The 26,235-nt window shown below is 36.8% G+C and carries 26 protein-coding genes and 1 pseudogene; 15 read left to right on the top strand and 12 right to left on the bottom strand.

Annotated features, from left to right (window positions below; translation table 11 throughout):
• Positions 1–419: 419 nt before the first annotated feature.
• Positions 420–794 (top strand): annotated as a pseudogene (locus BN1243_RS06005) (transposase); the annotation flags it as partial.
• A 15-nt stretch (positions 795–809) separates the two neighbouring features.
• On the opposite strand, the gene BN1243_RS06000 reads toward BN1243_RS06005, so the two are convergent.
• Positions 810–1,379 carry an SCO family protein gene (locus tag BN1243_RS06000; RefSeq protein ID WP_062105323.1) on the bottom strand — a complete coding sequence of 190 codons (570 nt, stop codon included), beginning with the start codon at positions 1,377–1,379 and terminating at the stop codon, positions 810–812.
• Between the two features lie 188 nt (positions 1,380–1,567).
• On the opposite strand from BN1243_RS06000, the gene BN1243_RS05995 reads away from it, so the two are divergent.
• Positions 1,568–1,930 carry a MazG nucleotide pyrophosphohydrolase domain-containing protein gene (locus tag BN1243_RS05995; protein ID WP_062105322.1) on the top strand — a complete coding sequence of 121 codons (363 nt, stop codon included), beginning with the start codon at positions 1,568–1,570 and terminating at the stop codon, positions 1,928–1,930.
• Positions 1,931–1,935: 5 nt separating this feature from the next.
• Here BN1243_RS05995 and BN1243_RS21975 read toward each other — a convergent pair whose 3' ends face one another.
• Both BN1243_RS21975 and BN1243_RS05990 read right to left on the bottom strand, forming a co-directional pair.
• Positions 1,936–2,103 carry a hypothetical protein gene (locus BN1243_RS21975; RefSeq protein ID WP_154669806.1) on the bottom strand — a complete coding sequence of 56 codons (168 nt, stop codon included), beginning with the start codon at positions 2,101–2,103 and terminating at the stop codon, positions 1,936–1,938.
• Positions 2,104–2,304: 201 nt separating this feature from the next.
• Positions 2,305–2,694, bottom strand: coding sequence for a hypothetical protein (locus BN1243_RS05990; RefSeq protein ID WP_230200109.1), 390 nt, complete (start codon positions 2,692–2,694; stop codon positions 2,305–2,307).
• 318 nt (positions 2,695–3,012) lie between these two features.
• On the opposite strand from BN1243_RS05990, the gene BN1243_RS05985 reads away from it, so the two are divergent.
• Entirely contained in the window at positions 3,013–4,989 is a 1,977-nt protein-coding gene (locus BN1243_RS05985) for a hypothetical protein (RefSeq protein ID WP_062105321.1), read from the top strand.
• A gap of 480 nt (positions 4,990–5,469) precedes the next feature.
• Here BN1243_RS05985 and yhfH read toward each other — a convergent pair whose 3' ends face one another.
• Complete coding sequence (gene yhfH, locus BN1243_RS21340; protein ID WP_069201769.1) at positions 5,470–5,598, bottom strand: protein YhfH; 129 nt, start codon at positions 5,596–5,598, stop codon at positions 5,470–5,472.
• Between the two features lie 156 nt (positions 5,599–5,754).
• Between yhfH and BN1243_RS05980 the strand changes: the two genes are divergently transcribed.
• From BN1243_RS05980 to BN1243_RS05965, 4 genes are all read left to right on the top strand, one after another.
• Positions 5,755–6,489 carry an MBL fold metallo-hydrolase gene (locus tag BN1243_RS05980; RefSeq protein WP_062105320.1) on the top strand — a complete coding sequence of 245 codons (735 nt, stop codon included), beginning with the start codon at positions 5,755–5,757 and terminating at the stop codon, positions 6,487–6,489.
• An 11-nt stretch (positions 6,490–6,500) separates the two neighbouring features.
• Positions 6,501–7,490 (top strand): lipoate--protein ligase, encoded by a 990-nt coding sequence (locus BN1243_RS05975; protein ID WP_062105319.1) that lies wholly within the window; start codon positions 6,501–6,503, stop codon positions 7,488–7,490.
• 183 nt (positions 7,491–7,673) lie between these two features.
• The gene (pcp, locus tag BN1243_RS05970) at positions 7,674–8,282 is read left to right on the top strand and encodes a pyroglutamyl-peptidase I (protein WP_062105318.1); all 609 of its coding nucleotides are present in this window, start codon (positions 7,674–7,676) and stop codon (positions 8,280–8,282) included.
• Positions 8,283–8,363: 81 nt separating this feature from the next.
• A complete protein-coding gene (locus tag BN1243_RS05965) occupies positions 8,364–9,650 on the top strand; it encodes a M48 family metallopeptidase (RefSeq protein WP_195892074.1) in 1,287 nt (428 codons plus the stop codon).
• A 58-nt stretch (positions 9,651–9,708) separates the two neighbouring features.
• On the opposite strand, the gene BN1243_RS05960 is transcribed toward BN1243_RS05965, so the two are convergent.
• Complete coding sequence (locus tag BN1243_RS05960) at positions 9,709–9,936, bottom strand: IDEAL domain-containing protein (protein WP_062105317.1); 228 nt, start codon at positions 9,934–9,936, stop codon at positions 9,709–9,711.
• 192 nt (positions 9,937–10,128) lie between these two features.
• Here BN1243_RS05960 and BN1243_RS05955 point away from each other — a divergent pair, with 192 nt between their 5' ends.
• Entirely contained in the window at positions 10,129–10,692 is a 564-nt protein-coding gene (locus BN1243_RS05955) for a competence protein ComK (RefSeq protein WP_069201768.1), read from the top strand.
• Here BN1243_RS05955 and BN1243_RS05950 read toward each other — a convergent pair.
• Complete coding sequence (locus BN1243_RS05950; protein ID WP_062105316.1) at positions 10,689–11,075, bottom strand: YhjD family protein; 387 nt, start codon at positions 11,073–11,075, stop codon at positions 10,689–10,691. The genes BN1243_RS05955 and BN1243_RS05950 overlap by 4 nt on opposite strands.
• Positions 11,076–11,246: 171 nt before the next feature.
• Here BN1243_RS05950 and BN1243_RS05945 point away from each other — a divergent pair, with 171 nt between their 5' ends.
• From BN1243_RS05945 to addA, 4 genes are all read left to right on the top strand, one after another.
• A complete protein-coding gene (locus BN1243_RS05945) occupies positions 11,247–13,238 on the top strand; it encodes a S9 family peptidase (RefSeq protein WP_062105315.1) in 1,992 nt (663 codons plus the stop codon).
• Positions 13,239–13,412: 174 nt separating this feature from the next.
• Positions 13,413–14,021, top strand: coding sequence for a TVP38/TMEM64 family protein (locus BN1243_RS05940; RefSeq protein WP_062105314.1), 609 nt, complete (start codon positions 13,413–13,415; stop codon positions 14,019–14,021).
• Between the two features lie 141 nt (positions 14,022–14,162).
• Entirely contained in the window at positions 14,163–17,678 is a 3,516-nt protein-coding gene (gene addB / locus BN1243_RS05935; RefSeq protein WP_062105313.1) for a helicase-exonuclease AddAB subunit AddB, read from the top strand.
• Positions 17,650–21,399 (top strand): helicase-exonuclease AddAB subunit AddA, encoded by a 3,750-nt coding sequence (gene addA / locus BN1243_RS05930; protein ID WP_062105312.1) that lies wholly within the window; start codon positions 17,650–17,652, stop codon positions 21,397–21,399. The genes addB and addA overlap by 29 nt, the downstream gene beginning before the upstream one ends.
• 41 nt (positions 21,400–21,440) lie before the next feature.
• On the opposite strand, the gene BN1243_RS05925 is transcribed toward addA, so the two are convergent.
• The 6 genes from BN1243_RS05925 to BN1243_RS05900 are packed head-to-tail and all read right to left on the bottom strand — an operon-like array spanning position 21,441 to position 23,360.
• The gene (locus BN1243_RS05925; RefSeq protein ID WP_062105311.1) at positions 21,441–21,659 is read right to left on the bottom strand and encodes a spore germination protein; all 219 of its coding nucleotides are present in this window, start codon (positions 21,657–21,659) and stop codon (positions 21,441–21,443) included.
• A 21-nt stretch (positions 21,660–21,680) separates the two neighbouring features.
• A complete protein-coding gene (locus BN1243_RS05920; protein WP_268258063.1) occupies positions 21,681–22,055 on the bottom strand; it encodes a spore germination protein GerPE in 375 nt (124 codons plus the stop codon).
• Positions 22,036–22,230, bottom strand: coding sequence for a hypothetical protein (locus BN1243_RS05915; protein ID WP_062105309.1), 195 nt, complete (start codon positions 22,228–22,230; stop codon positions 22,036–22,038). Before BN1243_RS05915 ends, BN1243_RS05920 begins: the two co-directional genes overlap by 20 nt.
• Positions 22,227–22,850: a spore germination protein GerPC gene (gene gerPC, locus BN1243_RS05910; protein WP_062105308.1), complete on the bottom strand. Its 624-nt coding sequence runs from the start codon at positions 22,848–22,850 to the stop codon at positions 22,227–22,229. Before gerPC ends, BN1243_RS05915 begins: the two co-directional genes overlap by 4 nt.
• Before the next feature lie 32 nt (positions 22,851–22,882).
• Entirely contained in the window at positions 22,883–23,107 is a 225-nt protein-coding gene (locus BN1243_RS05905; protein WP_062105307.1) for a spore germination protein GerPB, read from the bottom strand.
• 31 nt (positions 23,108–23,138) lie between these two features.
• Positions 23,139–23,360 carry a spore germination protein gene (locus tag BN1243_RS05900; RefSeq protein ID WP_062105306.1) on the bottom strand — a complete coding sequence of 74 codons (222 nt, stop codon included), beginning with the start codon at positions 23,358–23,360 and terminating at the stop codon, positions 23,139–23,141.
• A 238-nt stretch (positions 23,361–23,598) separates the two neighbouring features.
• Between BN1243_RS05900 and BN1243_RS05895 the strand changes: the two genes are divergently transcribed.
• From BN1243_RS05895 to BN1243_RS05885, 3 genes are all read left to right on the top strand, one after another.
• Positions 23,599–24,807 (top strand): DUF418 domain-containing protein, encoded by a 1,209-nt coding sequence (locus tag BN1243_RS05895; protein ID WP_062105305.1) that lies wholly within the window; start codon positions 23,599–23,601, stop codon positions 24,805–24,807.
• Entirely contained in the window at positions 24,788–25,684 is an 897-nt protein-coding gene (locus tag BN1243_RS05890) for a fumarylacetoacetate hydrolase family protein (protein ID WP_062105304.1), read from the top strand. Before BN1243_RS05895 ends, BN1243_RS05890 begins: the two co-directional genes overlap by 20 nt.
• A 91-nt stretch (positions 25,685–25,775) precedes the next feature.
• Positions 25,776–26,147 (top strand): YisL family protein, encoded by a 372-nt coding sequence (locus BN1243_RS05885; protein ID WP_062105303.1) that lies wholly within the window; start codon positions 25,776–25,778, stop codon positions 26,145–26,147.
• The last annotated feature ends 88 nt before the right edge of the window (positions 26,148–26,235 follow it).

The following is a 26,235-nucleotide window of genomic DNA, read 5'->3' as shown; positions in this document are numbered from 1 at the left end:
CTCGCTTTCCGCGGGCATGGCTTGAGCCTCCTCAGTCGCTGTGCGACTTGCGGGGTCTCAAGGCTCATGTTATTCCCGCAGGAGTCTCGCGCCTTCTGCTCCAATCAACGTGCTTAAAATGAAACGATTATTTTTAACATATCTAAAAAAAGTGCACAAAAAAATCGTCCTATCTAGTAAAATGAAGTTACCACACAACATTCATAGATCGCTCCTTATACAGAATGACTTTCAGCATTATTTTTGGATGATAGGAACTACGGCCGCCACCCGTATAATACGCAAAGAGTTGTGCATCGGGAATCGCCTCCACCATTTCATCCACCACACGCGCAATATGTTTTTCCGAAATGAACTCCTGAACATCGAAGATGGCAAAGCTTTAAATCTACAAGATTTACGAATGAGAAGACTGTTCGGGTTGCCCATTGAAAGAAGTCTGCACAAAAGCCAAAGGTAATCGTCAAGTTCATTGGAATCCGATTTTCGAAGAAATGAAAACAAAAGCAAAAACAGCCCTTGAATGTGATAAGAAGGCAGCTATCTACGCTCGGCGCAAGATTGAGGTGGAAAGGGTGTTCGATCACATCAAGGGCAATCGGTCATTCCGTAGATTTTTACTACGGGGTCTTGAAAAGGTCCACACTGAATTCGGAATTGTGGCCTTTGCTCACAATCTCCTGAAAATAGCCAGCATTCGCCAGCTATTTTCAGGTAATAAGCGAAAAAACACAAAAACAGGAGGAGAAAAAAGTGTCATTTTTCTCCTCCTGTTTTATTCGAGGGACTTATAGGACAGCCACTTGTTTTTATTGTTTAGAGGCTGATTTGATATCTTTTACAATTTGTTTAAAAGGAACATCTTCATTACCGGGATATTGGGTAATAACTTCTCCATTTTTATTAATTAGATAAAAACTGACTCCGTGAATGACTTGATCGTTATTATCCGGTTTTTTAACCCATTCTTTAAAATTCTTATAAGCATAATCCTCAATGACTTCTTGTTCATAGCCTGTTAAAAAATGCCATGTTGAAAAATTGGCTCCGAACGCTTCTCCATATTTTTTTAGAGCTTTGGGCGAGTCTACTTCGGGATCGACACTAAAGGAAACAAAATGAACATTGTCAAGCCCCTGTTTTTCGACCATTTGTTGAAGTTCTGTCATATTAGCAGTCATTGGCGGGCAAACTGTAGTGCAATTTGTAAAAACGAAATCAGCTACCCATACATTTCCCTTTAAATCTTCCAATCCTAATGATTGGCCGTATTGATCAGTAAATTGAAAATCTTCTAGAGGCCGGCCTTTTTTAGGAAGAGAAGAACATCCAGATAAGATAAGTAAAATGACTATGATAAGAAAGAATAGTCTTTTCAAAGATAACCCTCCTGCGTACAAACTCATATATCCATTATAGCCAAAATAGGGAAAGAAAGGATCGTAAATGCGGTTTGTTCGGAATTTGTCCAAAACTTTTCCAGCAAATTTCAGACATGAAGAAGGTATTTTTGACAAGAAGAAGAATGTAGAATAATGCCGAATAGGAATGCGAAGGAGGGTTAATTATGGAGAGAATACAACAGTATTACCGCAACTTCGAACAGGAAATGGGCTATAACTTGTTCGATAAAGAAGATTATGTTGAAAATAAAACATTTCTCTTATATATTCACATGCTGCTTACTACAGAAGTAGCGGAAGTTGCAGAGGAATTTAGAACAATGTTTAAACTAGCTGACCGATTGGTTGCAGAAGGTTGTAATGAGGTCGACGCACTGGAGAGGGCAAAGGGAGCTGTAAGGGATAATCTCGGGAAAGAGCTCGCCGATTGTCTTGCCTATTTAGTGAAATTTGCCAATTACTTCGACTACGACTTGGAAACTGAATTATATACGAAATTGGAGGAGATCAAAAGGACAAGAAAATAAAAGATTTATGAGCTTTGACGTTGTTTTTCTTGCTTCTCCACAACTTGCTTTTTCGCCTTTTTCTTCTTTGAAACTTTTTGACGAGTTATCCGTCGGACAATAAAATTACTCGTTTCTTCAAAAATAGCTAAGATTAATAAGGGACTCATAATAAGTAAAATCCATTTCCACATGAATAATCACCTTTTTCGATAGTTTCCTTGCATGCAATTGATCCCCATAGTTTAGTATAGTATGAAGTGATTCTGCAAGGCGATGGTAAATTTTGTTGATTCGTCTGCAAGGTAATAATTATTACTATTCAGTATATTTCCTTTGAAGGGAATTAGCAATAACTTTTTAACATATGTGGAAATGGAGAAATTTATAGTAATTTACTTTAATTTCTTTACGACTATTGCTTGTGTTGTTTGAACGGTTCGACAATCCGCTAAATCATCTTCCTTTAACAGGCCTAAATTTAAAGCGGACTTTATTTTTTTCTCGTCAGGTTTTTTTTGAATTAAATCCATTAAATTTAACTCTTCTAATCTAGTAATCGTTTTTTCTTGAGTAAACTTTTCGATCGTTCTGATTTGCCTTTGAAGCTTGTAATCTCCGATCGTCATTTCTGCTTTTAACTGGTGTCCAACATTTGTATCAAAATAATCATTGAACACTTTTTTCAAATCTTCCAGCTGCTGCTCAATATCTTTTTTCCTTAAACTTAATTCAGTGTAATGTACCAACATTTCCTTTGTTATAGCTTGATCAATATTACTCACTATTATCGCTCCATTCCATTGATTCTCTTAAAATCATATTTGGAAGTGAGAAGTGTTATTCCATCTTTTTGAATTATAGTCCAAGTCGCAATTGGTATGATTTTTTGTTTGGTCAATTTTTTATTCATCAAAGATAGGTATAAAGATGTGGGGAGAATGCATATAGCCAATAACTATTTTCCTAATTTCCTGAAAATGATCGAAAAACCTTTATTGATACCGTAAACTGTACTTTGAATCATTCCTATTTAGGTATTACGAGGTTTAGATAGTCATAGATTGATCATGGCAACAGTTTTTGACTGGGAGGTTTTTTGAGTGAAGAAGTTTTTGCGGAAACTAGGGAAATTTTTATTTATATTATTTACGATATTTGTTGCCTGCACTTTACTTGTTTTTGCCGGCTTTTGGGGATATCAACAATATAAAGATTATAAACTAGGAAAATATTTAAGATCTTTACCAACTGATCCGATGATTTCAACTGATGTGACCGTGGAATTATACGGAGATGAGACGATTGGTGAAAACAAGATGACCATTCGTGAAAAAGTGGAGGCAGGGTTGAATCCGTATGTAACAGATACGTCAGGAAATGGAATCTCAGACTGGGATGCCGTTCATACTTATCATACTGATCCAAAAAAGTTTTCATCTGCTGATGATGGGATCAGTGATTTAGCGAAAATTAAAGAAGGGCTAGATCCAACCAAACCTTTAGATATAAATACGATTGATGAATTCACAATCGAGAATGAAGCGTTGGATGTTGCCATTCATACGAATGATTTAAATGCTAAACATCATACATTTATTGAGCCTTATCAACAATCAGAATTGGAAGCCGTATACGAACCAGTTCGAGAACCTGTTCAATTTTTCAATTATGAGGGAGAAATAGAACTTGGCATACCAGATGGTGTAAAAAACCCAGAAAAATTAAAGGCTTTTTATTTTGATTTTGATAAAGAGGACTTTGTAGAAATTAAAGACCAACGAATTGAAGACAATGCTCTCATAGCTACAATTAATAATTTCTATCCTGTCTATATATTGGACCCAGATACATATGATCAGATTGAAAAATATTATTATTTCAGAGTTTCAGGATTTCAATTTAGCCGTGCAGTAGCTGGCTTCGATCATAAGATTTTTCTGTTTAAACGGGGGCTTTTTGATAGTGAAAAGGGAGTTGAAGAGAAGTTCGAGGATCCGGATTATGGGATAACGGAGCTCTCGATTGGAAAAATTGGACCAATTTCAGCTGCCTTATTGGATCGGCTTTACGCTTTATTGGACCGGATTTTTCAACCGCTTGATAATACGGATGGAAGTTGGTTTCAACGTGCCCTTTTAGATTACGGAACAGTGACTGGCACGCCAGAATATGCTCAAAAATATGTCATGCCCTGGATGTATGAAGATGAGATACTAGAGACAGAGAACGAAGATTCATGGAAAGTGATTGATACTGGTTTTCGATCAAAGAAACATGCGTTTAAATTTGGAAACATGATGACTAAGATAGGGGATGGAGGAATTTGTGCAGGGTATTGCCGGGTAACGGAACGAGTTTTTAACGGCCAAGAAATTGAAAAGGAGTTAAGTTATGATCCAGAAACATGGAGAAGCAAATTAGTTGACTGGCTTGGGGATCATGAATTAAGTTCATCACTATCCTATAATTTGGAGCCCCAGCTTTCTCACTATTCGTTTTTAAACGATGGGATGCTTTATAATTACAGCTTTACTGATGAACAAATGGCTCATCTTGGAATAAGTAAGTTTTTGGATGGTGATTTGGTTGTTGAACCAGATACGCTTACGGAACCAGATCAGACTCTTATTAAAATGCTCGAGACACAATGGATGTACTCAAATGAATTCATAAATTATAAAACAAAACCTTATGATACTAATAACCTTGAAATATTAGATCAAGTCGATGAAGCTTTATCCAATGGCCAAATTATTTACGTTTCCTTACACGGAAATTCGAGTGGGCATGCGGTCAATGTCTATAAAATGGAGTACGATCGATATGACCCTAACTTAATCCGTCTTTATGTTTATGACTCCAATTTTCCACACGGTCGATTAAAAAAAGAAGGTAAAGATGAAGTGTATATCAATATATACAAACGTAAAAAGAACACACTGTTTGGTACTGAGGAATATTTTGAGTTCGATTATACTCCGTTTGAAAGTCGGCGTGCGGACTATTCCTATTCCAATGTAGATAAAAATAACGAAATCCGCTTTTTTATTAATGACGAAGCATTTAAAGGGAATTAGAAAAGCGAAAGCGCCCGTTTAGCGACGTACAAACTTTTTAAGCTTCTGACGAGATAAAGGAAACACGGCGAGGCACGAGCCGATGTTGACTTATCGTAGAAAGAAGCTGAAAGTTTGCAAGTCGCTGGGCGCTGGAGCTAGCCAAAGAAAAGCGAAAGCGCCCGTTTAGCGACGTACAAACTTTTTTATAATAAGGTTGAACGGCTAAAGACGCGCCGTCCTGGCGCAACGCCGTTCTGACCAACATCCTGTTGGCCTGAGATAAAGGAAACACGGCGAGGCACGAGCCGATGTTGACTTATCGTAGGAAGAAGCAGAAAGTTTGCAAGTCGCTGGGCGCTGGAGCTAGACCGAATAAAAATAACCTTCCGAATAAATATCGGAAGGTTATTTTTATCTCATTAACTCGCTGTAAAATCCCCACTCCAAGAATCCGTGAAGAAATCTAGGTTTGTAAGCAAGGGATTCAACAGGCCATTTTTATTGAAAGGATGTACATTTATCGCATTTATTTCCATAACATTCATGTTGTTCGACGATCGCTTCCCCACATTCCGAGCATTTCTTCGGGGGTAAGTTTTTAAAAAATTCGAGGATGCTTTCAATCATTTTACTCACTCTCCTGATGTTTTGTTATATTACTGTTTATCGTTATTGAGATTGTATTATAACAGAGTGAGGGTGTCAATAACTTTTTAAAAATAAAAAAATAAAGTATAGTTAAAGTAATGGGTTGGACAGCTTTATAAATAAGGAGGAGACCGAGTGGAATTAACGGTGATTGGGCATTGGGGCGGCTATCCAAAAGTGGGTGAGGCGAGTACGGGATATTTGCTCGAAAATGAAGGTTTTAAGCTTTTGCTCGATTGTGGTAGTGCTGTATTATCACAGCTTCAGCAATATATAAAACCATCACAACTAGATGCTGTCATTATCTCTCATTATCATCCTGACCATGTGGCGGATATTGGCGTCTTGCAGCATGCCTTATTAATTGATAAATATTTAGAGGGGTATGAGAAAAATCTCCCTATTTATGGCCATCAAGAGGATGAAATTGGTTTTCAGTCGTTAACATATAAAAATATAACAACGGGCATACCGTATAAAGCTGATGAGGTTTTACATATTGGTCCTTTTCAGATCAGTTTTATTAGAACTATTCACCCAGTCCCTTGTTATGCTATGAGAATATTGGCTAATGGAAAATCGCTTATTTTTACCGCAGATACAGCTTATTTCTTAGATTTAGTTGAGTTTTCAAAAGGAGCAGATCTGTTACTGTGCGAATCCAATTATTATAAAAATATGGAGAATGCTGCTGTGAATCATATGACGAGCCAACAGGCAGGGAAATTGGCCAATCTAGCGCAAGTGAAATCATTAATATTGACACACTTACCTCATTTTGGTGATCATCAACAATTACTACAGGAGGCTCGAGAAGAGTTTCCAGCGGATATAAAATTGGCCTCAGCAGGTCTTAAAATAACAATATAGGAGGACGAAGCATGCTTTTTATTAACAACCAAGGGATTACAGATCCACGGATTAATTTAGCAATTGAGGAATACGCATTAAAGCATCTTGATATTAACGAATCGTATCTACTATTTTATATTAACGGACCATCCATTATTATTGGAAAAAATCAAAATACAATTGAAGAAATCAATACAGATTATGTTGAAAAAAATGGTATCCATGTTGTTCGTAGATTATCGGGTGGCGGAGCGGTATACCATGATCTCGGCAATTTGAATTTTAGTTTTATTACAAAGGATGATGGCGATAGCTTCCTAAACTTTAAGAAATTTACTGAACCAGTTGTAAAGGCTCTACAAAAATTAGGTGTCGACGCTGAAATGAAAGGGCGAAATGACCTCGTTGTTGGAGAGAGGAAGATATCCGGAAACGCTCAATTTGCAACACGTGGAAGAATGTTTAGCCATGGAACCCTTATGTTCGATTCCGAAATTGAAAATGTTGTTTCAGCTCTGAAAGTACGTAAGGATAAAATTGAATCAAAAGGGATCAAATCGATTAGAAGTAGGGTTGCAAATATTTCTGAATTCATGGATGAAAAAATGACAATTGAAGAATTCAGATCTGTGTTATTACGCAATATTTTTGAAGATGCTGATCCGATTCCAGAATATAAATTGACAGATGCTGATTGGAAGAAAATTAATGAGATCTCAAAAGAACGTTATCAGAATTGGAATTGGAATTATGGTAAATCCCCAAACTTTAATTTGCAGTTCTCACATCGCTTCCCTGTAGGGCATATTGAATTTCGCTTAGATGTTCATAAGGGGGAGATTACCCAATGCAAAATTTTCGGTGACTTTTTCGGAGTGGGTGATGTAAAGGAGATTGAAGAGCGTTTGACAGGCATTCGTTATGAAAGAAAGGAAATTGCCAAGGCACTTGAAGGTGTCGATATTCATCATTATTTTGGCAATGTCACGAAAGAAGAGATTATTGAACTGATTTACTAATCTTTCAAAGGATAGAACTGGGTCATCTAAAGTGCTCAATCTATCCTTTGTTTAGAGTTAAGAAGTTTTATCTAGCACGACGGCTAGCTTCTAACGGTAGGGCTCCCATTTGTCTGAACTTTTGAAACTAATGCGCTATTAAATGGGTGCTTTTACGTTTTTCTTATATTAGGGGGAAATAAAATGAAAACTTTATTATTAACAGGATTTGAGCCTTTTCTATCTTTTACGATTAATCCGACTGAAAAAATTGTGCAGGAATTAAAGGATGAAGTGGTAGGGGGATTTCGAATTATATCAGAGATACTTCCAGTTGATTTTGAAAAAGCAGGGAAACAGCTTGTAAGTTTGATTTCTAGCCATCAGCCCGATGCGGTTATCTCATTAGGATTAGCAGGTGGTCGTTATAAAATAACGCCTGAACGTATTGCAATTAATATTAATGATGGTGAGAAAGATAACCAAGGGAATGTCAAAGTAGATGAGCCGATTCAGGAAAAGGGTATGGATGCTTATCTATCAACATTACCAATTAGAAAAATGGTGGACCTGTTAAAAGAGAAGGGCTTACCTGCGGAGATTTCGAATACAGCTGGTACGTATTTATGTAACCATGTTATGTATTCTGCACTCCATTATTGCAAAGAACATAATCTCGCTATTCCTGCAGGGTTTATTCATATTCCTGCTTCCCACGAACTTGCTATTGAACATGGAAGGATTCCAAGCTGGTCACATGAAGATTTAAAAAGGGGAATTATAATTTGCATTGAGGCTTTACTTGCGCAGTAAAGATCAATTATTTGTAAAAGCTAGTTCTAATTAAAGAATTTATTTCTACATATAATAAAAGATGGACAGGGGGGATGAGTATTGGTTAGAAAATGGGCGCTACGGGCTATTGCCGCCTATGTTATTTTTGGGATCCTGATGTATGCTTATTTGTTTTATTTAGCGGATACGTCCATACCAGAGGTACTTCGGGGAACAGTTGCTGACCCAAGTACGTTCCTAAACAGTCGTGAACTAATGCTTTCTGAGGATTATTCAAAAATCCGCAATTTGCTTTTTTTTCTAGCGACTCCTTATGAATGGTTATTTTATTATCTCATTTTGATTTTTGGTATTTCAAGTGTGTTTGAGCGTTGGGCAAAGCAAACGACGAGATTTTATATGATATGCACGGCTATTTATTTGTTTTGGTTATCGCTTGCTTCTTTTATTGTGATGTTTCCTTTAAGCTATCTTTCTTTTACGATCTCCAAATCTTATAACATTTCGACACAAACATTCCCATCCTGGATGAAAGATAAGCTAATTGACTTTTGGGTTGAATTTGCTCTTTTATTCATAATAGTTTCGGTTTTATACGCATTGATTAAAAAGTTCAAAAAACGTTGGTGGTTAGCTGCTTGGGCATTATCGGTGCCTTTTTCTATCTTTATGATGTTTATTCAACCAGTTTTAATAGATCCATTGTATAATGATTTTTACCCATTAAAAGATAAACAATTAGAGGAAAAGATATTGAACATTGCTAATAAAGCAAATATCCCAGCGGATCATGTGTATGAAGTCGATATGTCGACGAAGACTAATTCCTTAAACGCTTATGTGACAGGGGTAGGTTCTAATTCTCGAATTGTTTTATGGGATACGACGTTAGAGCGTTTGACAGATGAAGAAATCCTATTCATTATGGCTCATGAAATGGGACATTACGTGGAAAAACATATTTATATAGGAATGGCTGGCTACTTGCTCCTTACGTTGATAGGTCTTTGGATTACGGCTAAATTAATGGAAAAGTGGATTTCTCGACGAGGAGAGGAATGGAGAATAGAAAAAATAACAAATATTAGCTCTTTGCCTACTTTTCTTCTTATTACATCCATCCTCCTATTTGCAGCAAGTCCAGTTACGAATATGGTCTCTCGCTATCAAGAGGCACGGGCTGATACGTATGCTATTAAAATGACAGAAGATAAAGAGGCTGGGATTCAAACATTTCAAAGTCTAACAAAAGCTGGGCTAAGTCAAGTAAATCCACCATTATTAGTGAAAATCTTCCGCTATGGACATCCGACAATGTTGGAGCGGATTCAAGCGATTGAAGAATATGATTTGGAAAAAAACAGTAAAAATTCTAGTGAGAAATAAGTTTGCTCTAATAAGAAAATCCCCCAATTTGGGGGATTTTAAGTTTTCATATAGACTATTAATAGCCGACAAGATCAAGCAATTCTTTAGAAAGCTTTGTAAACGCTTCTTTGTCACCGGTATCTAGCGAATGGTCAATGTCGGCGCGTAGCTGTTTTTCTTTTCTTTGTAACAGTAAGTCATTTAACAGGAAATTAACGTACCATTCCATTTCTTTTGTATCATTTTTTTTCTGTGTCATCGTGTATTCTTTAAGCAACTCTTGATAAGATTTTCTTTTTTCCATTCGATGATCACCTCTGACACTTTTTTTAATTATACATGAAAAGCGATGAAAAATCAATGGAACAATCTAAATTTTCTGATGAGTGTATTCATATTAAAAACTTTTTTAAAAATTTTGATTTGTAGTGACATTTTACCTATTGTGTGATATAGTGATATAGGAATAATGTTATAAAGGGAAGGAGATTAAAAGGTGAAAAAAGAACTAATCGAGCAATATGAAGTAAATCCCCATACGTTGATGATTATACCAATAATAGAGGAGGAGCAAGTTTCTTCAGAAATTATTGAGATGGATTGTCAATTTTTATCTCATGAGAGGCCACTAAAAATAATAAAAAGGGCTTGCGAATATTTCGGAAGCGATTATGCAGGGCGCCGAAGAGGCACACAACAACTCGTAAACATCACCCACAAAGCACCCATCATCGTTGATCCTCACACATCTATTTACTTTTTTCCAACAACATCGCCTACCAAGCCACAGTGTATTTGGGTTGCTCATGATCATGTTGTTTCATATCGTAAGGGAGATGTAAATCATCAAACGATTGTTACATTCCAAAATAATGAGGAGTACTTAATTCCTATTTCCTATACCTCTTTTGGGACACAACTTTCGCGGACTGCCACTCTCAGGATAAAATATCAACAAAATATTGAGCGGATGGAAATGTATGAAAGACAGGTAAGGCAATCCTCTTTTTTTGCATCTGAAAAGAGAAAACCTTATCGAACGAAGGATAGGAAGCGCTAAGTTGCTTCCTTTTCTTTTTGTCTTTTTTCTGGTTGTTTCAACATATAGGAGCGCATGAGTTCTTCAACTCTATTTCGAAGCCTTGGGTTAAAGTAATTGTGCATTTCTTCATAGCCTTTATAAAGGAAAAGATACATCGTGAAAGCATCGTCAGATTTGAGTCGTTCAATTTTGATATTGTTTTTATGCATGTATCTCTTGGCTTCTGCAAGATCCTTTTGTATAGATTTCATTGTTTCTTCAATTAGCTCTACATAAGGGTCCTTGAGTTTGAAGGGACTTTTTTGCACGATTCGTAAATCCCTGCTTAGAACTGTTAATAACATGGGCAAATAGATAGCTTGCTCTATTATATCTCTGTCATTCATTGGAATTCGCGTCATAGCTTAACCCTCCTAGGAACTAGTGTTCCTATATATTGTATCCAGAAAATAAATATTTAGCAAGTAGCAAAAATTGACAATAAAAAATGATAAAATTAAGAAGGGGATTTATTTAGAGTGTCGAAATAACAATTACCTTATAAAAAAAAACGATAAAGGAGTAGATGGAGGATGAATAATAAGCAGGGAATCAAGCCAGAAGATTTGTATGAACTAAAGTCAGTAGCCGATCCTAGATTGTCTCCGGATGGAAAGGAAATCGTCTATATTCAGACACATTTGGACAAGGAGAAAAATGATTATGTTTCTAATCTTTTTTACATAAATCTCAATGAGAAAAAACCGAAAGCTTGGACATTTGGCGATCATAAAACAAATTCTCCTGTCTGGTCACCAGATGGGAATCAAGTTGCTTTCGTTTCGACGAGAAGCGGTAAGTCACAAATATATATGTTGTCCAAATATGGTGGGGAAGCTAAACAGCTGACAGATTGCAAAAACGGAGCTTCTAACCCAGTCTGGTCCCCATGTGGAAAGAAATTGGCTTTTTCCGTGAAGCTAGGGAAGCAAGAAACAGTCGACGATCAAACAGATACCGAAAAAGATAAGAAGAAAGCGGAAGTAAAGCCGCTTGAAGTCGATAAAATGAAATATAAATCAGATGCAAGTGGATTCCTTGATCTTGATCAGTCTTCACAAATTGCTCTCCTCGATTTGGAAACGGAAAAACTGGAACAATTAACGGAAGGTGAGTATAATTTCCGACTTGAAACATGGTCTCCAGACGGAAAATTCCTAGTTTATACGGCCGATTTGTCAGAGGATACGGATTTCTCCTTTACAAATGATATTTATTTGCTGCATATGGATTCAAGGCAAATACGAAAATTGACAGAAGGTACAGGTATGTTTCATCAAACATCATGGTCACCAGATTGTCGTTATCTTGCCTATGTAGGAAGCGAGCGTGAATATGAAAATGCAACTCAAGCAAAATTGTGGATTTATGACTTGGAAAATGACACAAAGGTATGTATAACAAGTGACTTTGATGCTCCAATTGGAGATTTTGTCGTTGGAGATTTTTTGCAAGGAACCGTATCTCCTGGTGTACAATGGCTGGCAGATAGTCGAAGCTTTTATTTTCAAGTGACAGATTATGGTAATACATCTATCTATTTCGGAAACGTAGATGGTGAGTTATACCCAGCTTTCAATGATAAGCAACATACCTATGGTTTTTCTCTTGATGCCGATAGTGATAAGGCGGTTGTCGCGATTAGCACGCCTACAGAACCAGGTGACCTTTATTACGTAAATTTACAGTCTGGTGATAAAGAACGGTTGACTGAGGTTAATCAGAACTTTTTAAGTACACGAAAATTATCGGTACCTGAAGAAATTGAATTTGCTGGGAAAGATGGCTGGACGGTTCATGGCTGGATTATGAAACCAATTGGCTGCGAGGAAGGGGAAAAATACCCGCTTATTCTAGAAATTCATGGTGGTCCACATGCGATGTATGGGAATACTTATTTTAATGAATTCCAAATTCTAGCGGCTGAGGGGTATGCAGTTCTTTATGTCAATCCGCGAGGCAGTCATGGGTATGGACAGAAATTTGTTAATGCGGTTCGAGGTGATTATGGAAACGGAGATTACCAAGATTTAATGGCTGCAGTTGATTATGCCATCGATACATATGATTATATTGCTAAAGATCGATTAGGTGTAACTGGAGGAAGCTATGGTGGCTTTATGACAAACTGGATTGTTGGCCATACGAATCGCTTTAAAGCAGCTGTTACCCAACGCTCTATCAGTAATTGGATTAGTTTCTATGGTGTAAGTGATATTGGATACTATTTTACAGAGTGGCAAATTCTAGCTGATTTGAGTGATATTGAAAAGCTGTGGGGGCACTCACCGTTAAAGTATGTGAATCATGTCGAGACACCGCTATTAATCATCCATAATGAAAAAGATTATCGTTGTCCTATCGAACAAGCAGAGCAATTATTTATCGCATTAAAACGTCAGAAGAAAGAAACGAGGTTTATCCGCTTCCCTGAATCGAATCATGAGTTATCACGGAGCGGTAAACCGACATTACGAATTAATCGTCTTGAATATATTCGCGATTGGTTTATCAAATATATATAAAGTAAAAAAGCAGTCGATTCAGGCTGCTTTTTTTAGTGCGTAAAAATTGTTACAACCCTGTGAATTTATGCTTTTTCATAAAAACTGTTACTAGGGAAATTTTGAATTGAATTAATTTATGGTATAATTTAAGGGATTTTCCACTATTTTGTAAGAATGGATCGAGGAATTAGTATGGATTTTCAATCGATTAAGGATTGGTTTACATTAGAAAATGTTGTTGATTTAATTGATCAATATCGCTCGTTCGGGCCATTGCCAGGTGTCTTATTACCAATGTTAGAGGCTTTTTTGCCTTTTTTACCATTGTTTTTATTTGTTATGGCCAATGCTAATGCTTTTGGATTAGGGCTTGGCTTTTTATATTCATGGCTTGGTGCAGCAATAGGGGCACTTTTAGTATTTTTACTTGTAAGAAGATACGGAGACACGCGTTTTTTTCGCTTTTTGCTAAGAAGGAAGAAAGTTCAAAGTTTAACTTTATGGTTAGAAAAACGCGGGTTTGGACCATTATTTCTATTATTGTGTTTTCCGTTCACCCCATCCGCACTTGTAAATATAGTAGCAGGGATTTCGAAAATTAGTATTTATCAATATATGATTGCAGTCTTTGCTGGAAAAGCAGTTATGATTTTCACTTTAAGTTTTATTGGACATGATATTGTTTCACTGATTAAACAACCGATTCGTACTGGAATTGTTCTCGTCGTTATCTTAGTTCTCTGGTATATTGGTAAGAAGATTGAAGAGAAACTGAAAGAGAAGGGACTTTCTGAAGGATGAACTAAATATTAAAAAGGCAAGCACTGCTTTAGCAGTGTTTTTTACTGGAAACAACTCGAACGTATGTTTTAATATAGGGTTTTGTGATATAATAGCACTATTATTAATAACATAGTGTTCCAAGCAAAAGGGGTTGGAGATATGTCACTTCGTTTTGTCATTGGTCGATCGGGATCAGGTAAGACAACTACGATTTTGAATGAAATAAGAGAAAAGTTAATAGGGAAACCTGAAGGTGATCCTGTATTATATATTGTTCCAGATCAAATGACTTTCTTATCCGAGTATCAGCTTGTCAACTCACAAGAGTTATCGGGAATGATTCGTACTCAAGTATTTAGCTTTACAAGACTCGCTTGGCGAGTTCTTCAAGAAACAGGCGGTGTAAGTCGTCAACACATTTCCAGTACGGGCTTAAATATGTTGATCAGAAAAATAATAGAAGATCATAAAGATGAACTAACATTATTTAAGAAAGCATCTGATAAAACGGGATTTATCCAACATGTTGAAACAATGTTAACGGAATTTAAACATTATTGTATTAAACCGAAGGAATTAAAGGAAAAGCAAGAGCAATTAGTTTTTGGAGCTTCTACACGTGTACTTGCTGATAAATTACATGATTTAGAATTGGTATATAGCAAATTTGAGCAAGCATTAGTAGGAAAATACATTGGCTCAGATGACTATTTACATCTACTCGCAAATTCAATTAGTGAATCTAATTACTTGAAAAATGCTGAGATCTACATTGATGGCTTCCAAAATTTTACCCCACAGGAATATTTAGTGATTGGGGAGTTAATGAAAACATGTAAACGGGTTTCAATTGCCCTTATGTTGGATCGGCCTTTCAAATTTGGAACGAGACCAGATGACTTATACTTATTTAGAATGACAGGGGACACTTATTCAATTTTGTTTGAAATGGCAAGAACAAATGAAATTGAAATAGAAGACGATGTTTATCTTGCTGATTCGCCAAAATTTGAAGATAAAAGTTTACAACATCTCCAAAGTCAATTTGAAAAACGCCCATCTAAACCTTATAACGAAAAACCAGCTATTGCCTTAAAAATTGCAACTAATCGACGTGCAGAAATAGAAAGTATCGCGCGAGAAATTCGTAAATTAGTCATGGAGTCAGGGTATCGCTATCAAGATATTGCTGTTCTTATAAGAAATGGGCAGGATTATCAAGAAACGCTTCAAACGGTTTTTCGTGATTATGATATTCCATTTTTCCATGACCAAAAAAGAACGATGTTAAATCATCCATTCATTGAGTTTATTCGTAGCTCACTAGAAGCAATCAGTAGTCATTGGCGCTATGAACCCATTTTTCGAGTGGTTAAAACGGAGCTTTTGTTTCCAAGTGAATCTAAACCAGAATTGATTAGAGAGAGAATGGATAGGCTGGAAAATTATGTCCTTTCGCATGGAGTAAAGGGTGAGCAATGGACGAATAAGCGAAGATGGCCTTATAAACGCTACGTTGGGCTTGAAATGGAAAGAGTAGTTCAAACGGATGCAGAGAGGAAAATGGAAGATGAAATTAATGATTCACGAGATCTCGTAATTCAGCCACTATTAAAGCTTTCTAAACGCTTGAAAGGTGCACAAACTGGTCGGGGACTTTGTGAAGCAGTTTATCGTTTTATTGAGGAACACGATATTCCTAGTAAATTGGAAGATAAAAGTTTCGCGGCAGAAGAAAAAGGTCAATTAGTCTCCGCAAGGGAATATGATCAAGCCTGGAATACAGTTATAGGATTATTGGATGAATTTGTTGAAGTTTTGGGAGATCAAAAAATCTCGCTTCCGAAATTTATTGCAATATTAGATTCTGGTTTAGAAGCAGCAAAATTTTCTTTAATACCACCTGCGCTTGACCAAGTTTTTATTGCTGACATGGAGCAGTCCCGTTTGTATGGAATTCGAGTTGCTTTTGTTGTTGGTCTAAACGATGGTGTATTGCCAAAGGCTCATGGAGATGAGGGAATACTATCAGATGAAGATCGCGATGCTTTGGTAAATGTTGGAATAGAAGTTGCACCAAGTGGGAAAAAGAAGTTATTAGACGAGGATTTTGTTGCTTACCGAGCTTTTACTACTCCGCAGAGCCGATTATATATATCTTACCCTTTAGCAAATGATGAGGGGAAAGCAATGCTTCCTTCCCCATATGTAAAAAGGATAAAAGATATATTCCAAGAAATTGAAGAGAATTACGAAGTGAATGATCCTGGGGAATTGGCAGAAGAAGAACAATTCGCCTATATTTCTCATCCAACAACGGCAATTGCCTATTTATCTGCTCAATTGCAATTGAAGAAAAGACATTACCCTATACCTGACTTTTGGTGGGATGTATTTAATTATTATATGGACAATCCTCAATTAAAACGAAAGGCAACCCGAATTTTATCTAGTCTTTACTACCGCAATGAAGTAGTTCAGTTATCAGAGACAACGAGTCAGGATCTATATGGGAAGGAAATATTGGCTAGTGTTTCCAGAATGGAAATGTTTCATGGTTGTCCATTTTCTCATTTTAGCTCGCATGGACTTAAGCTTCATGAAAGGGATGTTTTCAAGCTCGAAGCGCCACATATTGGAGATCTATTCCATGCAGCACTTAAATGGATTGCCGATGCTATTGAGAGGGAAGGATTATCATGGGCTAATCTCACTGAACGTGAATGTGAGAGGTTTGCAAGAGAGGCTGTCAAACAGCTTGCTCCAAAACTATTTAATCAGATTCTATTAAGTTCCAATCGTTATATTTACATTATGAGAAAACTAGAAAGGATTATAACGAGAGCATCGCTGATTCTTGGTACTCAATCCAAGCTAAGTGGATTTAAACCTGTTGGGCTTGAGTTAACCTTTGGACCAGCAAAAGAACTTCCGCCACTTTCTTTCACACTAAAAAATGGGACGAAAATGCAACTGCAAGGGCGGATCGATAGAGTCGATAAAGCGGAAGATAATGATAACATTTATTTACGTATTATTGATTATAAATCCAGTTCTAGAGAAATTGATCTTAATGAAGTGTATTATGGGCTGTCGTTACAAATGCTCACTTATTTAGATATTGTGTTAACCCATTCTGTTAAATTAATTGGAAAGAATGCACTTCCCGCAGGTGTACTCTATTTCCATGTGCACAATCCGATGATCAATGGAGATGATATAACGACAATCGAGGATGTAGAGAAAGAACTATTAAAAAAGTTTAAAATGAAAGGATTATTACTTGGGAATTCACAAGTTATCCAGTTAATGGATAGTAGCTTAACCACAGGTAGTTCAGATATTGTTCCGGCAGGCTTAAAAAAAGATGGGAATCTTACGGCAAGATCAAATGCTGCTAGTAGGGAAGATTTCGGTGCGTTACAGAACTATGTTCGAAATTTATATCAACAATCAGGTGATCGGATTGTTTCAGGAGAAGTTGAAATTGCGCCGTATCGATTAGCTGATCGAACTCCTTGTCAATTTTGTCCATTCAAACCAGTTTGTCAGTTTGATCAGAATTTAGGGGGAAATGATTATCGTGAAATACCTAAATGGCCATTAGATGATGTACTTGAAAAGATGAAAGGAGTCGAAATTGATCATGAAAACAGCGATTCCAATAAAGCCTAATACTGTTCATTGGACAGATGACCAATGGAAGGCGATTATGGCAAAAGATCAAGATATACTCGTAGCGGCTGCAGCAGGCTCGGGAAAAACAGCTGTCTTAGTTGAAAGGATTATTCAGAAAATATTAGCTGAAAAGGATCCCATTAATGTCGATCAATTACTAGTTGCAACTTTTACTAATGCAGCAGCAGCTGAGATGAGGCATCGAATTGGAGAGGCGTTGGAAAAGGCGATTAGTCATGATCCGTTATCCTCTCATCTACGCAGACAACTCGGGCTATTAAATAGTGCGGCTATCTCCACACTTCATTCGTTTTGCTTAAATGTTGTTCGTAAGTATTATTATTTAGTTGATATTGATCCAGGATTTCGAATAGCGGATCAAACTGAATCAGATCTTCTGCGAGATGAAGTACTTGATGATTTATTTGAAGCTCAATACGGTTTAGAAGAAAACGAACGTTTTTTTCGACTAGTAGACACTTTTACTAATGATCGAAGTGATCTTGCCTTACAGGAACTGGTCCTTAAACTCTATGATTTTTCACGTTCACACCCAAATCCTGATCAATGGCTAGACAGAATTATTGAAATGTATGATGTTACAGAGGGTATGAGTGTTGAGGAGTTGCCCTTCATAGATGTATTAAAATTTGATATATCTTTACAATTATCGGCTGCTAAAGAGAATATAAGTCAGGCAATGGAATTAGCTAGAATGCCAGGGGGACCAGCCCCTAGATTCGAGAACTTCCAAGATGATCTATTGATTATCGAAAATATCGAACAAGCTGCGTACGAGGGATGGGAGCAATTGTACGATGTTATGAATCAATGGAAATTTTCTAGAGCGAAACCATGTAAAGGTGATGAGTACGACCCGAATCTAGTTAAAGAGGCCGATCAATTAAGAAAGAATGCCAAAAGTGCCCTTGAAAAATTGCAGAAAGAATTCTTTTCGAGAAAACCTGAATATTTTTTGAAAGATATGCGAGGGATGAAGCCGGAATTAGAGAGTCTCATTGAGCTAGTTAAACGATTTTCAAGACAGTTTGCAATAAAAAAGGCTGAGAAAGGTATTGTAGACTTTTCTGACCTAGAACATCTTTGTCTTGATATTCTAGTTGAGCAACAAGCTGGTGAGCAGGAGCCTCAACCATCGGAAGTAGCTTTTTCTTACCGCAGTCAATTCACAGAAGTATTAGTCGATGAATATCAAGATGTCAACATGGTGCAAGAAACGATTATTCGATTAATTTCAAACGGCGAAGAATTCAATGGTAATTTGTTCATGGTAGGAGATGTCAAGCAATCTATCTATCGTTTTCGTCTAGCAGAGCCTAATTTGTTTTTGGATAAGTATATTCGTTTTACTTCAGAAGGTAATGAGACGGGTCTCCGTATTGACTTATCTCGTAATTTTAGAAGTAGAAGTGAGATTTTAGATGCAACAAATTTTTTATTCAAACAAATCATGGGAACTGGAGTTGGTGAAATTGAGTATGACGAATCAGCCGAACTCGTGAAAGGATCGGCTTATCCAGTCATATCTGACAATCTTTATCCTGTAGAGATAGCAATCCTTGATCAATCTGAAAAATCAGAAGTGGATCAAGAGGGAACAAATGAAGAAAGTTTTGATAGAGTTGAGCTTGAACAATCGCGTCTAGAAGCTCGTTTTATATCCCGAAAAATAAGGGAAATCATTGATGAGCGGAAACCTATTTATGATTTAAAAGCTAAAAACGAGCGACCAATTCGTTATAAGGACATTGTTATCCTTGTTCGTTCTTTAAGTTGGGCATCGGATATAATGGAGGAATTAAAAGCGGCTGGAATTCCAGGCTATGCAGATTTATCAAATGGATATTTCCAAACAACGGAAGTTTCAATCATGATGTCTTTACTAAAAATTATCGATAATCCGGATCAAGACATTCCTCTCGCTGGAGTACTTCGTTCACCTATTGTCGGATTGGATGAAGAAGAGCTTGCCTATATTCGTTTGCAATCCAAGAGGGGGAGCTATTATGAAGCAGTTAAAAAATTTGTTTCTACATCAGCAGACAATCGTTATATCCATGCCTGGGAGTTAACTTCCGAATTTATAGAACAACTAGGAAAATGGCGAGGTTTAGCAAGAGAAGGGGCCTTGTCACAATTGATATGGCAACTTTATCGTGATACTGGATTTTATGAATTTTCTGGGGGACTTCCAGGAGGGAAGCAAAGACAAGCTAATTTACGAGCGTTATATGACCGTGCTCGCCAATATGAAGAAACCACTTTCCGGGGGTTATTTCGTTTCTTACGGTTCATTGAGAGAATGCGAGAACGTGGTAATGACTTAGGAGTTGCACATGCATTAGGCGAAGAGGAAGATGTCGTCCGAATTATGACGATTCACTCTAGTAAAGGGCTAGAATTTCCGGTTGTCTTTGTTGGAGGAATTGGCAGGAAATTTAATATGAGAGATATTAATAGTAGCTATCTATTTGACAAAGAGTTTGGATTTGCTAGTAAATATGTGGATTCTGAAAAAAGGATTTCATACACTTCTTTACCGCAAATTGCTCTACGGAAAAAGAAAAAAATGGAACTTCTTGCGGAAGAGATGCGTGTCTTATATGTAGCTATGACAAGAGCAAAAGAAAAACTCTACTTGGTTGGCAGTGCCAAAAATGCCGATAAGGAAGTTAAGAAATGGTTAAAGGCTGCTCATCATTCGGACTGGTTGCTTCGTGATCATGATCGTTCGAGTGCTGTCTCTTATTTAGATTGGCTAGGAATGGCTCTAATGAGACACGAGGAAGGCTCTGATTTTTTTCCTGAAAAGGGAGAAGGGCATTATTTAGAACATCCTTCTTTATGGAAAATGGACATTTTTTCTAGAGAGGATTTCTCAGAAGAGCCGACTAGAGAAGACAATATGGAAGATGAATGGCTTAATACAATAAAAGCCGAAAAGCCATTTCTGATGACTTCTGCTCGAAATACAGAAGTGATATCCAGACTACAATGGAAGTACTCTCATAGCCAAGCAACAAGTAAGATGTCTAAACAATCCGTCACGGAATTAAAAAGAATCTTTGAAGTTAATGATGAAACGAGTGACACAAGATTTATTAAACGTGATCCTAAAGCAGTTTATGATCGGCCAAAATTTATGAAGGAAAAAGGGCATTTATCGCCGACGGAGTATGGTACGGCAATGCATACTGTTATGCAACATATTCCATTAGAAGACGTTCCGACTTTATTATCTGTTCAAACTTGTTTAGCAAAGTTAGTTGAGAAAGAGATACTTACAGCAGAGCAGGCTGAAATCGTTTCATGTGAACAAATTGTTCGTTTTTTTGAAACAGAAATTGGACAGAAAATGCTTTCAGCACGTAGTATACAACGAGAAGTTCCTTTTACAATTGGGGTTCCTGCTAAAGAGGTATACATTGATTGGGATGGGGAAAATGAAAATGTATTAGTGCAAGGAATTATTGACTGTATATTGGAGGATGAGACTGGGGTCTATCTAATTGATTATAAGACCGATACGATACACGGGAAATTTGCTGGTGGTTTTCCTAAAGCAAAGAACACATTAGCTAATCGGTATCGCACACAGTTGAATTTTTATGAACGGGCAATCCAAGAAATTCTTGGAAAAAAAGTAATAGGTAAGTATTTGTATTTCTTTGATGGTGGTCATTTTTTGGAAATGTAAGAAAAAGCTGCCCTGCAACTTTTATGTTGAGGGGCAGCTTTTTAATTATTCCCAAAAGTTGGTTGATCAATTAGATTAGGATCGATCATTGTTGTCACACTCACACCATTAATGGTGGTTACAAGTGCGCCGGAACTGCTAGAGCCAGAACCAGTACTTGCTTTACTAGCTGATTTTGGTGAAATGACAGCAGTATCACCGAAATGAACAGTGCCTCCTTCAATATTAAATATTTGAATCGGTCCTGTAATAGCTGGCATAGACTACAGACCTCCTTTCTGTTATTCAGGAAGATGTCTAATATGCTTAACGCGGGATTCCATATAGGCATTGTTTGTATTTCCAACTTGAACAACGGCAGATGCTGACATACCAGTGATTTTTATATGATTCACATTTATATTAGGTAAATCATGGTGTTTGTGAATGATGGGAGCGGAAAGTGATGATATTGGTAGTGGAATGGGCTCTGAAAAAGTCGGATAGGCGGAAAAACTCCCTTCATTTCCTAAAAAAATAGAGTGTTGTCTATGGTCAGCTAGTGCTTTGCTACTTGCTTTCGTTTGTATGGAATCACCAATCTCCAAAACTGAACTAAATATGATGTTATTCACAAATATAGTCTGAACGATCGAATTACGTTGCCACAATTTCATCTTCCTCAGTTATAGGTTCAAAAGGACCGATAATTAATGATTCTGGTGGAGTATCAAATGTAGACGCTAATTGAATCATATTTGCATCCCCAATTAGCAATAGTGAGGAAGTAGTAACCCCCATAATATCAATATTCCCAACTGATAATTCCCGATTTACAACATTAAGGATCATTTATTATCGTCCTTTCCATTTTCAGATTGATTTGTTCTAACATTTTTCGGCAATTGTGTAATGAAAGTATGGATTCCCCTCTGAACATCATTTACTATTGCTTTATGAATTTGTTCCTGCAATTCTTCTTCAGAAATTTCTTTAGTATTTTGGCTTCTAAATTGTTGCAAATAAAAGTCGACTCTTGCAGGCAATTGCCTCTGAATATCCTGTTTCATAAGTTCATAATAGCTCTTATCGATTTCGTACCCAGCCTGTTCCTCAACATCTTTTACCATCGTATCGAATGTCTGGTCGATATCCTTAGTCAATCTGCGTAGTAAAGGTTCTTTGAGTATTTCAGATGAAGAATTAACTGCATTGTTGTTTATTTGTCCAGGAACTGATAACTCCTCAATTCCTCCTAAGTCGGCTGGGTTTAACCCAATATTTAATGTTCCTTCTAGGGTTTCAACCTTCAATTGGTCAAATTTATATTCTAGCCTTTCTACAGTAATCGCTGGTTTTTCCTTCAAAGCTTGAAGTTCTTGCACTAACGACTGAACAGAAGATTTAAGAAGATCAATTTCTTTTTGTTGGCGTTTTGTATAATGATAGAGTTGTTGAAGATAATGATCCATTATGAAACCACCTTTTCAGTAAATCATCACTATTAAGTAAGGGGGACAAGGGTTGGTTGTTGGGTTGCCTCTTCGAATTCTGTAGCAATTTCTCCTTTTGGTACTTGAGGTGCGGCCGCTTTAAAACCACCTGTATTATACAAATGAGCCGAGGGGGTGATGATACCAGAAGTACCTATTTGAAGGACGGAAGAATTCGTGATCGCTCCAATTTTGATCGTTTGAATACAAATGGTTTGCTGGACATTAATTTTCATAACCTTTCCTCCGAAGAATTAATAATCTGATTTATAAAGTAAACATTATAGGTTGATCCATAAGGTCTGCATCATACGTATAAGTTGCAGAGTTATGATTAATAATTTCGACTCTGTCGCCAGTATTGAAGGATCCTGCTCCCGCGAACACTTTAGAAGTGGATACAGGATGTACCTGGAAAACATCCCCTATATTAAAAACCCCAGATGAGCCCATACTGACTATTTGAACTGCACCCACAAATCCAGGCACAACGGATCACATCCTTTATTAAAAAGTATCCTGTCTTTATCTTGATTTACTTACTGCAGAACCGTCCCCATCAACAATTAACAGAAAATTTAGAGTGCTGAGGGAGAGAAGAAAGCTCCACTGATTGAAGTTTCACTTTATCTTTTAATCTGTTTCAAAATATAGTATGAATACAGATAGAATTTGTGATTCACGGATTGGGAAGTTACAATAAAGATTAGAAAAATATAGGGGGAGTATGGAATTGAAGCAAAAAATTGGCCCTACTTCATCATTAGAGCGGATTCAGTCGCTTGATGTATTAAGAGGCTTTTCATTGTTAGGTATTTTACTTGTTAATATGATTAGTTTTCATTCACCAATGAGTTATTACAACCCATACGAATGGTGGAAATATGGTGATTTAGACGTCTATATGTGGATTGATATCCTTGTTCAGGCAAGTTTTTATCCGATATTTGCAATGATGTTTGGTTATGGAATGGTGATTATGCAAGAACGTTCCAAATTGAAGGGCACTTCTTTTTGGAAAATATCGGTTAGGAGATTAATTGTTTTACTTTTGTTTGGAGTCATTCATGCCTTTTTGATTTGGCATGGTGATATTTTAATCACATATGCAATTATGGGGCTTTTATTATTACCATTGTTACGATTGTCAGGGCCACTTTTACTAGCGATCGGCACAGCGGTATACATATTGCCACAATTATTAATGGGGGGACTGCTTGTACTCATTTCTCTATTGGATACTACAACACTTGCAGATTTTACCGATATTTTGAGTTTACAACAATCTGAAGAAGTTTATGCGAATGGCACATTCTGGGAGATTACGATACAAAGATTCCAGGATTGGTCATATGGAAATGGCGCAGGGAACTTCATCGTATTAATTTTTATGATCTTGCCGTTAATGATGATAGGTGCAGGTGCAGCTAAGTTAAAATGGTTAGAGAAAGCGCATAATCAAAGAAAGAAATGGCTCATTATATTTATTGTCTTTCTTATTTTGGGTTTAACTGGAAAAATGCTTCCGTTACTATTTGAACCATCGATTAGCATCCAATACATTCAAGATATGATTGGCGGTCCTTTATTAGCGATTTCTTATATAGCTTTAATTGTTATGATCATGTCTAATAATTTTATGGCAAAACTGTTCAAACCATTAGCATCTGCGGGAAGAATGTCCATTACACTTTATTTAACACAATCACTTATTGGAACGTTGATTTTCTATCAATACGGATTAGGGCTTTATGGACAAATCTCAATGAGTTCAGGGACATGGCTTGCGATTGCCATTTATGTTATTCAAGTAATACTAGCGGAGCTATGGTTATCAAAATTTAAATATGGTCCAATTGAAAAATTATGGCGAACATTAACATATGGACGCATAAAGAATAAGGAGAAAAGAGAACATGAAATTCATCACATATGAGTTGAATGGCATTGAAAATTATGGTGTCTTGAATAGGGAAGAAACAAGTGTATGGAGATTGGATATCCTTTCTGAAAAAAGTGGCATATTTTGCCCAGCTACGATCATTGATGGGATTAAGCAGGGAAAAGATTTTTTAGTTTGTATCAATAAGCTAATTGAATGGGGAAACAATCACTCGCAAGTAGATTATTTACTTCCATTGGAAGAAATCAATTGGTTAGCACCAATTCCGCGACCGCAGAAGAATATTATGTGTGTAGGGAAAAACTATCGGGAGCATGCAATTGAGATGGGAAGTGAAGCAGATATTCCTGAGCATGTCATGGTGTTTACGAAATCTCCAACATCAGTAATCGGTCATAATCAAGTTATCGATGCACATGAGCAAGTAACAAGTGAACTTGATTACGAAGGTGAACTCGCTATCATTATCGGTGCAAAAGGGAAAAATATCCCTCAAAATAAAGCATTAGATTACGTTTTCGGTTATACAATATTAAACGATATAACAGCTCGCGACCTTCAGCGTCGTCATAAGCAGTTTTTTATTGGTAAGAGTTTGGATACTTCTTGTCCAATAGGGCCGTGGATTGTCCTAAAGGAAGATATTTCTGATCCTGGAAATTTAAACATTTCAACAAAGGTGAACGGTGAAATTCGCCAAAATTCTAACACTAAACACTTTATTTTTCCGATTGAAGAAATAATTTCTGTATTATCGGAAGGAATGACGCTGGAACCAGGAGATATTATTGCTACAGGAACCCCTGCTGGTGTAGGAAAAGGTTTTAAACCTCCTCGTTTTCTAAAATCAGGTGATTCAATCGAGATTGAAATTGAAGGAATAGGCAAATTGAACAATATTGTGAAATAGTGGGATAAGCTTTGTGATTCTTAATCTGATTGTGGTAAGATGAGGAAAATATTGTCTTTCCAATGGGGAAAATAGAATAGGAGGAAACGGGATGTTCGATAACACACATGCCCATATCACAACATGGGTGATTGGCCTTATCCTGTTTATTGTTGCAATTGTTTTGCACAAGAGCGGAAAAGAGAAAGCGATGAAAGTTGTCCAAATGATTTTGCGTGTGTTTTATTTACTTATTCTCGCAACTGGCATTACTTTATTCGCAAAACACAGTGATTTTGATCCGGCTTTATATGGTGTGAAATTTCTGTTTGGTGTCGTAGTAATCGCAATGATGGAAATGGTTTTAATCCGTACAAAGTTAGGGAAAAAAACAGGTATATTTTGGGCAGTATTAATTATTGCTTTTATTGCCACATTCTACCTTGGTGCAAGATTACCACTTAATTGGAACTGGTTTGCTTAAGATAAAATTTTAATTTGTAAGGTGCGATCTTCTTTTGGATAAAGTAGATCAAAACAGACTTTACCATTATAGCTGGACAGATTGGCAT

The organism is Bacillus niameyensis (genome assembly GCF_001375535.1).
In the GTDB taxonomy this organism is placed as follows: Bacteria; Bacillota; Bacilli; order Bacillales; family Bacillaceae_C; genus Lederbergia; species Lederbergia niameyensis.
The sequence above is the reverse complement of the archived record's forward strand: the minus strand, read 5'-3'. Positions and strand labels throughout refer to the sequence as shown.

What these genes read in the sequence shown, in the direction of transcription:
- BN1243_RS05920 (WP_268258063.1), bottom strand. Translation starts at nt 22,055, where the DNA reads ATGAAATTGTGGCAACGTAATTCGATCGTTCAGACTATATTTGTGAAT.
- pcp (WP_062105318.1), top strand. Translation starts at nt 7,674, where the DNA reads ATGAAAACTTTATTATTAACAGGATTTGAGCCTTTTCTATCTTTTACG.
- BN1243_RS05915 (WP_062105309.1), bottom strand. Translation starts at nt 22,230, where the DNA reads ATGATCCTTAATGTTGTAAATCGGGAATTATCAGTTGGGAATATTGAT.
- addA (WP_062105312.1), top strand. Translation starts at nt 17,650, where the DNA reads ATGAAAACAGCGATTCCAATAAAGCCTAATACTGTTCATTGGACAGAT.
- BN1243_RS05940 (WP_062105314.1), top strand. Translation starts at nt 13,413, where the DNA reads ATGGATTTTCAATCGATTAAGGATTGGTTTACATTAGAAAATGTTGTT.
- BN1243_RS05905 (WP_062105307.1), bottom strand. Translation starts at nt 23,107, where the DNA reads ATGAAAATTAATGTCCAGCAAACCATTTGTATTCAAACGATCAAAATT.
- BN1243_RS05975 (WP_062105319.1), top strand. Translation starts at nt 6,501, where the DNA reads ATGCTTTTTATTAACAACCAAGGGATTACAGATCCACGGATTAATTTA.
- BN1243_RS05925 (WP_062105311.1), bottom strand. Translation starts at nt 21,659, where the DNA reads ATGCCAGCTATTACAGGACCGATTCAAATATTTAATATTGAAGGAGGC.
- gerPC (WP_062105308.1), bottom strand. Translation starts at nt 22,850, where the DNA reads ATGGATCATTATCTTCAACAACTCTATCATTATACAAAACGCCAACAA.
- BN1243_RS05950 (WP_062105316.1), bottom strand. Translation starts at nt 11,075, where the DNA reads ATGACGCGAATTCCAATGAATGACAGAGATATAATAGAGCAAGCTATC.
- BN1243_RS05885 (WP_062105303.1), top strand. Translation starts at nt 25,776, where the DNA reads ATGTTCGATAACACACATGCCCATATCACAACATGGGTGATTGGCCTT.
- BN1243_RS05890 (WP_062105304.1), top strand. Translation starts at nt 24,788, where the DNA reads ATGAAATTCATCACATATGAGTTGAATGGCATTGAAAATTATGGTGTC.
- BN1243_RS05995 (WP_062105322.1), top strand. Translation starts at nt 1,568, where the DNA reads ATGGAGAGAATACAACAGTATTACCGCAACTTCGAACAGGAAATGGGC.
- BN1243_RS05960 (WP_062105317.1), bottom strand. Translation starts at nt 9,936, where the DNA reads ATGGAAAAAAGAAAATCTTATCAAGAGTTGCTTAAAGAATACACGATG.
- BN1243_RS21975 (WP_154669806.1), bottom strand. Translation starts at nt 2,103, where the DNA reads ATGTGGAAATGGATTTTACTTATTATGAGTCCCTTATTAATCTTAGCT.
- addB (WP_062105313.1), top strand. Translation starts at nt 14,163, where the DNA reads ATGTCACTTCGTTTTGTCATTGGTCGATCGGGATCAGGTAAGACAACT.
- BN1243_RS05895 (WP_062105305.1), top strand. Translation starts at nt 23,599, where the DNA reads ATGGAATTGAAGCAAAAAATTGGCCCTACTTCATCATTAGAGCGGATT.
- yhfH (WP_069201769.1), bottom strand. Translation starts at nt 5,598, where the DNA reads ATGATTGAAAGCATCCTCGAATTTTTTAAAAACTTACCCCCGAAGAAA.
- BN1243_RS05945 (WP_062105315.1), top strand. Translation starts at nt 11,247, where the DNA reads ATGAATAATAAGCAGGGAATCAAGCCAGAAGATTTGTATGAACTAAAG.